Below are 8,665 nucleotides of genomic sequence, written 5' to 3'. Positions count from 1 at the left end.
CGCCTTCACGCACGACGCGGTCGCGGCCATCGCCAAGATCGGTGACAAGGATCGCCGCGCGGCGGGCGCGGCGTTCGGCGTTGAGCGTTTTCAGCGCATAGGGATCCATCGCAGATCAGCCCAATCGTTCCACATAAACCTTGATGCGGCCGCCGCAGGACAGGCCAACCTGCCAGGCGGTTTCATCGGCGACACCGAACTCCAGCATCCTGGCCTTGCCCGTGTCGATCACGTCGATGGCCTCATTGACCACCGCGCCCTCGACGCAGCCGCCCGAGACCGAGCCGTGGAAATTGCCCTCGGCGTCGATGACCAGATGGCTGCCGACCGGGCGAGGCGCCGATCCCCAGGTCTCAACCACTGTGGCGACAGCCACGTCCTTGCCGTCCTTCATCCAGCCCTCCGCTATGACAAGCGGGTCGCGGGCCTCATCAAGATAAAGACTGTCGCTCATGGCTGCTTCTCTCAGGGTCTGTTTTTGAAAGGAATGGGGAAAACATATGGTTACGCCGCACGCTTGGCGCCACCTTCCATCCATCGACGAGGATCGACGGAGTGTGCCGATTTCTTGTCGAGCGACGCGCAGAGATCGGCGAGCGCATCGAGATTGTGCACCGAGCGGAACTCATCGACATGCGGCAGCATGGCCTTGACGCCACGGGCGCGGGCCTGAAAACCGTCGAAGCGGAGCAACGGGTTCAGCCAGATCAACCGCCGGCAGGATTTGTGCAGCCGCTCCATCTCCTCCGACAGGCCGTCGACATCGTCGCGTTCGAGCCCATCGGTGATCAGGAGCACCACCGCCCCCTGCCCCAGCACGCGGCGCGACCACAGCTTGTTGAACTCGGCCAGCGTATCGCCGATGCGCGTGCCGCCGGACCAGTCCCTGACCGCCGCCGAACAATCGGCCAGTGCTGCATCGGGGTCACGATGGCGCATCTGCCGCGACAGGTTGGTCAGCCTTGTGCCGAAGACGAAGGTGTGCACGCGCCGGCGCTTTTCCGTCAGCGCGTGAAGGAAATGCAGGAAGATGCGCGTATACTGGCTCATCGAGCCGGAAATGTCGGCCAATACGACAAGCGGCGGATGAACCTCGCGGGCGGAGCGGAATTTCGGCAGGATCAGTTCGCCGCCGGTCCGCGCGGCCGAGCGCATCATGGCGCGCGGATCGATGCGGCGGCCATGCGCATCGGCCTTGAAGCGGCGCGTCCGCACCAGGTCGAAGGGCAGCCGCAGCCGCGCGATCGCGTTCTTGGCATCGGCTATTTCGGCGGCGTTCATCTGGGCAAAATCCTTGCCTCGCAACACCTCGTTGCCGGAGAAGGTGAAGCGCGCATCCACCTCGATCTCGGGGATTTCCTGGACCGGCTGGTTTTTCTGGTGACCCTCGAACATGGCCTGGCTGACACGATTTTCAGCCGCGCGGGGTTTTTGCTTGTCGCGCGTATCCGGCGCCACCGGCGAAAACATTGCCAGCATCTTCTCGATCAGTTCGCGCGACTTCCAGAACAGCCGGAAGGCCTCGTCGAAAATGACATGGTCCTCGTGGCGCGAGACCAGCACCGCATGCAGCGTCCAGTAGAAATCGTCGCGGGAGCCGATGCCGGCCATCAGCACCGCCTCGATGGCGTCCTTGACCGAGGCAGGCCCGACCCGCATGCCGGCCTTGCGCAAGGTGCGGGCGAAATAGACGATGTTGTCGGCGATGCGGCCGTCGGGCCGGGCTTCCTTGGGTTCGGGGCGGGATGCCGGCATGACCCTTGGCCTTATTCCGCCGCCGAGAGCTCGGCTTTCACCTCGTTGAGGATGCGCCGGCCTTCGCCCTCTTCGATACGGGCAATGTCGTCCTGGTATTTCAGCAGCACGCCGATCGTGTCGGACACGGTTTCCGGATCGAGCGCCACCTTGTCGAGTTCGGTCAACGCGCCGGCCCAGTCGATGGTCTCGGCAACGCCAGGCACCTTGAAAAGCTCGATTTGGCGCAGCTTCTGGATGAAGGAGACCACCTCGGCGGAAAGCCGCTGGTTGGCCTGCGGCACCTTGCGGCGCACGATCTCCAGCTCGCGCTCGGCATTGGGATAGTCGACCCAGTGATAGAGACAGCGCCGCTTCAGCGCATCATGGATTTCGCGGGTGCGGTTGGTGGTGATGATGACGATCGGCGGCTCTTCCGCCTTGATGGTGCCGAGCTCGGGCACCGTCACTTGGAAGTCGGACAGGATTTCCAGCAGGAAGGCCTCGAAGGCCTCGTCGGTGCGGTCCAGCTCATCGATCAGGAACACGGGAGCCGCGCCCGCCTTGCCCGTCAGCGCGTCGAGCACCGGGCGGCGGATCAGGTACTTCTCGGAGAAGACGTTGCGCTCCATGTCGGTGCGGTCGACCTTTCCGGCGGCTTCCTCCATGCGGATCTCGATCATCTGCGCGGCGTAATTCCACTCGTAGACGGCGGACGAGACATCGAGGCCTTCATAGCATTGCAGGCGGATCAGCCGGCGGCCGAGCGCCCGCGCCAGCACCTTGGCGATCTCCGTCTTGCCGACACCGGCCTCGCCTTCCAGGAAAAGCGGCCGCTTCATGCGCAGCGACAGGAAAAGCACGGTCGCCAGCGACCGGTCCGCCACATAGTCCGCGCCCGTCAGGAGATCGAGCGTCTCATCGATCGTCTGCGGCACGGCGCGCGGTGTCAGCTCGCTCATTTTGTCTCCGTAGCGACAGCCGCCCCGCCTTCCAGCACATGGTAGGCGCGCGCGTGGTAAATCAGCGGCCGCAAATTATCGCCCATCCGCAGGCCTGTCACCTTGCCAAAAAGCACACGATGCGTGGCCAGATCCTTGGTGTCGATCAGTTCGCAATCGAACACGGCGAGCGCGCCCTTCAATGTCGGCGCGCCAGTGGAAATGACATCCCATTCGCCGAGCGCGAAACGCTCCTCAAGCGACAGGCCAGTGACGCCGGAGAAGCCGATCGACAGTGGCTCCTGGTCGGAAGCCAGGGTGTTCAGCGCAAACCTGCCGTTTGCCACGAACGCTTCGTTCCTGGGATTTTCACGGTTGAGGCAGACCAGGATGGTTGGCGGCGTGTCGGACACCGAACAGGCGGCGATCACCGTCGTTCCCCGCCTGCCCGCGGGGCCGTCGGTGGTGACGACATGAACGTGGCCGGCAAAGTGGCTCATCGCGTCGCGATAGGCCTGCGGCCCAATGTCGTTCTTCTTCAGCACCGCGAATTTTCCATGGCCAGAACCCTATCGTCATATATGGCGGCATACGACTTGCGACAAGCGACGCGATGCCGGGCCTTGGGCTCATCTGCTTGAATTCGCATGTTGCGCCAAGGCCGGCCAGCCTTTAGGTCTTGGCGACAATTCGTGCCATGAGCATAAGGCCGGCACAGGGGATTCCATCGCTCCAATGCGACCCGGGACAAGATCGATAGCGGCGCTGTTCTGGCTGTTTCTGGCCGGGGGCAGCCATGCCCAGGCGCTGCTGGTTGGTGTCGCGGCGCCCTTGTCGGGGCCATCGGCCATCCTGGGCGCGCAGATTTCGGCGGGAGCCGGGCTCGCGGCCCAAACGAACGCCGTCGAGCTCAAGACCGTGGATGATGCCTGCACCGCCGACGGAGGCGCCGCCGCGGCCAGGGATTTCGTGGCCGCCAAGGTCGACGTGGTGGTCGGCTTCCTGTGCACCCAGGCGATCGAGGCGGCGATGCCGATCCTCAAGGACGCCAAGATACCTGTCATCACCGTCGGCGTGCGAACCGAAAGCCTGACCGATCGCCGCGCCAAGACAGGCTGGCCCGTTTATCGCCTCGGACCAAGGGGCGACGATGAGCGCAACACCGTGGCCACGATCCTCACCCATCTGTGGCGGAACGAATTGTTCGCCATTATCGACGACGGCACCATTTATGGCCGCGAGATCGCCGAAACCTTTCGCGCGGCGGCCGAACAGGCAGCGCTAAAGCCGGTTTTCGTCGACACGTTCCGGCCGCAACTGGATAATCAGATCGGCATGATCGGCCGGCTGAAGAAGGCTGGAGCGACCCATGTCTTTGCCGGCGGCGACGGCGAAGACATCGCCATCATGGGCCGGGACGCGGCACAACTGGAGGCCGGCATCACGTTCGCCGGTGGCGAAAATCTGCGTATCCCGGCGGGAGACGTGCCTTACGCGGTGGGCACGCTGCTGATAGCGCCGCCTGAATGGGCCGATATCGCCGATCCGAAAGTGCTGGAAAGCTTCACCGCGCAAAAAATCGTTCCGGACGGCTACACGCTGCCGGCCTATGCTGCGGTCGAGATCGCCAAGGCGTCAGCGGGCTTGTCCGATACCTCCGGCAAGCCGCTGACCGAAACGCTGACTGGACAGGATTTCGCCACCGCGATCGGCGCAATCCGCTTCGATGCGAAAGGCGATCTCAGCCAGAGCCCCTACCGCGTCTTCCGTTTCGATGGCACGCGTTTCGTACCCTTGGAAAGCGACTGATGTTCCGCACAGGGCCGCGCAATCTGATCACCGACGTCGCCGGCCTGCGCGTCGGCAATGCTTCGGATGCGAGGCTGAAATCCGGCGTCACCACCGTCCTTTGCGATGAACCGGCGGTGGGCGGGGTGCAAATCCTGGGCGGCGCGCCGGGTACCCGCGAAACCGATCTGCTGGAACCGCACAATTCGGTCGAGGCGGTCCACGCCGTGGTGCTTTCGGGCGGTTCGGCGTTCGGCCTCGACGCGGCGTCCGGCGTGCAGGCGGAGCTGCGTGAACGCGGCATCGGTTTCGAGGTGGGCGGCTTCCGCGTGCCGATCGTGCCGGCGGCGATCCTGTTCGATCTGCGCAATGGCGGCGACAAGGATTGGGGCCGCTATCCGCCCTATCGCGACCTCGGCTATGAAGCGGCGCAAACCGCCACTGCCGATTTCGAGATCGGAACGATTGGCGCCGGAACCGGTGCTTTGACCGAGGGCCTGAAGGGCGGGCTCGGCTCGGCCTCCACCCTGCTGGAAAGCGGCGTCACGGTCGGGGCCCTGGCGGCCGTCAACCCGACCGGCTCGGTGACCGTCGGACGAACCCGCCATTTCTGGGCGGCTCCGTTCGAGATCGGCGACGAATTCGGTGGACTTGGGTACCCCTCGCCTATGCCGGACGATGCGCGACGAATTGCGCTGAAATATCGCGACAAGTCCCTGGCCGGCCAGACGCGTTCCGGTGGCAACACCACCATCGCCGTCATCGCCACAGATGCGGTACTCACCAAGGCTGCGGCCAAACGCCTGGCAATCTCTGCCCATGACGGCTTCGTGCGCGCCATCTGGCCAACGCATACGCCTGCCGATGGCGATCTGGTGTTTGCGTTGGCGACAGGAAGGAGTGGGATAGAACTGACGGCCGACGCCGCCATCGACCTTTATGCCGCCGCCGGCGCCACAATGGCGCGAGCCATCAGCCGCGGCGTGTTCGCCGCGACGCCCTCCGAAAACGATCTGTTCCAGGTCTGGTCGTCGCGGCTGACTTAACCTGGTCAGACAGGATCGGACTGTTCTTCCTCGAAGGTGACAGCGACGTCGGAATTCGCCGATAGCCAGACCTTGTCGCCTTGTACCTCGGCCAGCAGGCTCAAGGGGATGTAATGGTGATGGCCCTTGTGCGCGCCCTCGCCGCTGTCGTTCTTGGTGAGCTTGATGCGCTCACCGTCGATCTTGTCGACAGTGCCGACATGGACGCCATCGGCGCCGACGACTTCCATGTGTTCACGAATCTTGCTGGTGTCGGTCATTGTGCTTCTCCTGTGGGGACTGCCGACAATAACAAATAACGGGCCGATTGGATGCATCGTCTTTCGGCTTGCGCGACGTTTTGTATGCGCCATGCTAACATTCAAAAATCCAGCCGAGGAGCGAACCATGCGAATGCTTGTCCTGTCCGCGCTCTGCCTGTCCGCGCAGTTCATGACATCACCCATGGCTGTTGCCGGCGATGCCGCGGAACTCGAAATCCTGGGTTTCAGCCGCGACGGCGGCATCTTCGCCTTCGAGGAGTATGGCGTCCAGGACGGGTCGGGCTTCCCCTATGCCAACCGCTACTACATCGACACGAGCAGCGACAGCTTCCTCAAGGGCACGCCGATCAGGGTCCGGCTCGACGATGAGAACGCCAAACTGGATACTGCGCGCCTTCAGGCTCGGCAAAAAGGCGAAGCGATTTTCAGCCAGGCCGAACTGAGTGCCAATCGCGGCATCACCGCCGGGTTCAATCCGGTGACCGAGCTTTCCGCCGACCCACACCGGATCGTGGTCAATCCACGGCCTATCTTTGCGCCGGTCGACCGGCCGCTCGAGTTCCGGCTCGACGAGATCGGCATCAACAACACCGGAGGCTGCGAGAGCCAGGGCGAGATCAATGGCTTCCGTCTGCTGCGCATCGAGGCGCCGGATGGCGGCACCACCAAATTGCTGCATGAGGACAAGTCCATTCCCAAGAGCCGGGGTTGTCCGAACGGCTATCGCATCGGTGCGGTCCAGACGTTTTCGATGGACAGTCTCAGCGCCTATGCGGTGCTGATCGCGGTGCGCCAATATGGCTTCGAGGGGCCGGACTATCGCTGGATCGCGGTGACCGGCCGCCTTTGACTGCCGATGCCCAGAGTGGCGCCATATGTGGTTTGCGCGTGGCGGCGTTGAGCATTTTGCCCGCCTCTGTTAGGACGCGTGCAAACTCCTCGCCACGTCAGGACTGACCGATGATCCCTCGTTATTCCCGGCCGGAAATGGTCGCCATCTGGTCGCCCGAAACCCGGTTCCGCATCTGGTTCGAGATCGAGGCCCATGCGTGCGACGCGCTGGCCGAGCTTGGCGTCATTCCGAAAGAAGCCGCCAGGACGATTTGGGAAAAAGGCGGCGCCGCCAAGTTCGATGTCGACGCGATCGACGAGATCGAGCGTGTGACCAAGCACGACGTCATCGCCTTCCTCACCCATCTTGCCGAATTCGTCGGACCGGACGCGCGCTTCATCCATCAGGGCATGACGTCGTCGGACGTGCTCGACACCTGCTTTGCGGTGCAGCTGACGCGGGCCAGCGACATCCTGCTCGCCGACATCGACGGCCTGCTCGCAGCGCTCAAGCGGCGGGCCTTCGAGCACAAGGACACTGTCACCATCGGCCGCAGCCACGGCATCCACGCCGAGCCGACGACCTTCGGCGTCAAGCTGGCGCAGGCCTATGCCGAATTCTCGCGCTGCCGCGAGCGGCTCGTCCATGCCCGGGAAGACATCGCCACCTGTGCGATTTCCGGCGCGGTCGGCACCTTTGCCAATATCGACCCTTACGTCGAGGAGCATGTGGCGGCCAAACTGGGGTTGAAGCCGGAGCCGGTCTCGACCCAGGTCATCCCGCGCGACCGCCATGCGATGTTCTTCGCCACGCTTGGCGTCATCGCCTCGTCAATCGAAAGACTGGCGATCGAAATCCGGCATCTGCAGCGCACCGAGGTGCTGGAAGCGGAAGAGTATTTCTCACCCGGGCAAAAGGGCTCGTCGGCGATGCCGCACAAGCGCAACCCGGTGCTGACCGAGAACCTCACGGGCCTTGCCCGCATGGTCCGCTCGATGGCGCTGCCAGCGATGGAGAATGTGGCGCTCTGGCACGAGCGCGACATTTCGCACTCCTCGGTCGAGCGCATGATCGGCCCGGACGCGACGGTGACGCTCGATTTCGCGCTGTCACGGCTCACAAGCGTCGTCGACAAGCTGCTCGTCTATCCCGAAAACATGTTGAAGAACATGAACAAGTTCCGCGGACTGGTGCACTCGCAGCGCGTCATGCTGGCGCTGACGCAGGCCGGCCTGTCGCGCGAGGACTCCTACCGCCTTGTGCAGCGCAACGCCATGAAGGTGTGGGAACAAGGCGCTGATTTTCTTGAGGAACTACTGGCCGACAAGGAAGTGACCGCAGCCCTGCCCGAGGCCGAAATTCGCGAGAAATTCGACCTAGGCTATCACACCAAGCATGTCGACACGATCTTCAGGCGGGTGTTCGGGGAGGCGTGACCCGGGCTTTCCTTCTCCCCGTACGGGGAGAAGACGCCGTCGCCGGCGGTTTCGCCAATTACCGCCGTTTGTGATGCAGGCTGTCAATCAAGCCTTGCCGGGGACAGTCCTGATCACCGTACCCCAGGGATCCTCGCGGGTCGTTTCGCTGGCCACATTGTCCGAACGCATCTCGACCCATGCCAGGCCAGACCGGCTTGGATCGCGGCGGCCTGCGCCTGCACTCTGCCAAGCATTGGCGCCGATGTGGTGGTGATAACCGCCCGACGACAGGAACACCGCCTGGCCGCCATATCTTGCCACCGTGTCGAAGCCGAATTCCTTGTTCCACCAGGCTTCGGCGTCTTCCGGCCTGCCGACGCGCAGGTGCACATGCCCGACAATGCTGTTTTCCGGCGCGCCTTGCCAACCGGCGTCACTGGCCGGCACTTCGGCCACGACGGCCGGGATGTTCAACCGCTCGGTCGCCATAGCCACCTTGTCGCCATTCCACTTCCAGTCTCGCGGACTGCGGTCCGCGTAAATTTCAATGCCGTTGCCTTCCGGATCGGTCATGTACAGCGCTTCGCTGACCAGATGGTCGGAAGCGCCATCGATGGAGATCTTGTTGGCGATGGCATGGTTG

Annotated in this window: 10 protein-coding genes and 1 pseudogene; 4 read left to right on the top strand and 7 right to left on the bottom strand. The window is 63.5% G+C overall.

Annotated features, from left to right (window positions below):
* The 5 genes and pseudogenes from WC739_RS23125 to WC739_RS23105 all read right to left on the bottom strand — a co-directional run.
* Positions 1–109, bottom strand: a pseudogene (locus tag WC739_RS23125) (XdhC family protein); the annotation flags it as partial.
* A 6-nt stretch (positions 110–115) separates the two neighbouring features.
* Positions 116–454: an XdhC family protein gene (locus tag WC739_RS23120; protein WP_372955320.1), complete on the bottom strand. Its 339-nt coding sequence runs from the start codon at positions 452–454 to the stop codon at positions 116–118.
* A 50-nt stretch (positions 455–504) separates the two neighbouring features.
* A complete protein-coding gene (locus WC739_RS23115; protein ID WP_372955319.1) occupies positions 505–1,755 on the bottom strand; it encodes a VWA domain-containing protein in 1,251 nt (416 codons plus the stop codon).
* A gap of 11 nt (positions 1,756–1,766) precedes the next feature.
* Positions 1,767–2,696, bottom strand: a complete 930-nt coding sequence (locus WC739_RS23110; RefSeq protein WP_372955318.1) for an AAA family ATPase — start codon at positions 2,694–2,696, stop codon at positions 1,767–1,769.
* A complete protein-coding gene (locus WC739_RS23105) occupies positions 2,693–3,220 on the bottom strand; it encodes a flavin reductase (RefSeq protein ID WP_372955317.1) in 528 nt (175 codons plus the stop codon). The genes WC739_RS23110 and WC739_RS23105 overlap by 4 nt, the downstream gene beginning before the upstream one ends.
* A gap of 190 nt (positions 3,221–3,410) precedes the next feature.
* On the opposite strand from WC739_RS23105, the gene WC739_RS23100 reads away from it, so the two are divergent.
* Both WC739_RS23100 and WC739_RS23095 read left to right on the top strand, forming a co-directional pair.
* A complete protein-coding gene (locus WC739_RS23100; protein WP_372955316.1) occupies positions 3,411–4,484 on the top strand; it encodes a branched-chain amino acid ABC transporter substrate-binding protein in 1,074 nt (357 codons plus the stop codon).
* Entirely contained in the window at positions 4,484–5,509 is a 1,026-nt protein-coding gene (locus WC739_RS23095) for a P1 family peptidase (protein WP_372955315.1), read from the top strand. Before WC739_RS23100 ends, WC739_RS23095 begins: the two co-directional genes overlap by 1 nt.
* 5 nt (positions 5,510–5,514) lie before the next feature.
* Here the strand turns inward: WC739_RS23095 and WC739_RS23090 are convergent, their stop codons facing one another.
* A complete protein-coding gene (locus WC739_RS23090) occupies positions 5,515–5,769 on the bottom strand; it encodes a DUF2171 domain-containing protein (protein WP_372955314.1) in 255 nt (84 codons plus the stop codon).
* A 127-nt stretch (positions 5,770–5,896) separates the two neighbouring features.
* Between WC739_RS23090 and WC739_RS23085 the strand changes: the two genes are divergently transcribed.
* Entirely contained in the window at positions 5,897–6,622 is a 726-nt protein-coding gene (locus tag WC739_RS23085; RefSeq protein WP_372955313.1) for a DUF2259 domain-containing protein, read from the top strand.
* Between the two features lie 110 nt (positions 6,623–6,732).
* Positions 6,733–8,040 carry an adenylosuccinate lyase gene (gene purB / locus WC739_RS23080; RefSeq protein ID WP_372955312.1) on the top strand — a complete coding sequence of 436 codons (1,308 nt, stop codon included), beginning with the start codon at positions 6,733–6,735 and terminating at the stop codon, positions 8,038–8,040.
* Between the two features lie 87 nt (positions 8,041–8,127).
* Here the strand turns inward: purB and WC739_RS23075 are convergent.
* The coding region (locus WC739_RS23075; protein ID WP_372955311.1) for a VOC family protein at positions 8,128–8,665 on the bottom strand (538 nt) is incomplete at its 5' end.

The sequence above is a fragment of the Mesorhizobium sp. genome, from assembly GCF_041661565.1.
Taxonomy (GTDB): Bacteria; Pseudomonadota; Alphaproteobacteria; order Rhizobiales; family Rhizobiaceae; genus Mesorhizobium.
The sequence above is the reverse complement of the archived record's forward strand: the minus strand, read 5'-3'. Positions and strand labels throughout refer to the sequence as shown.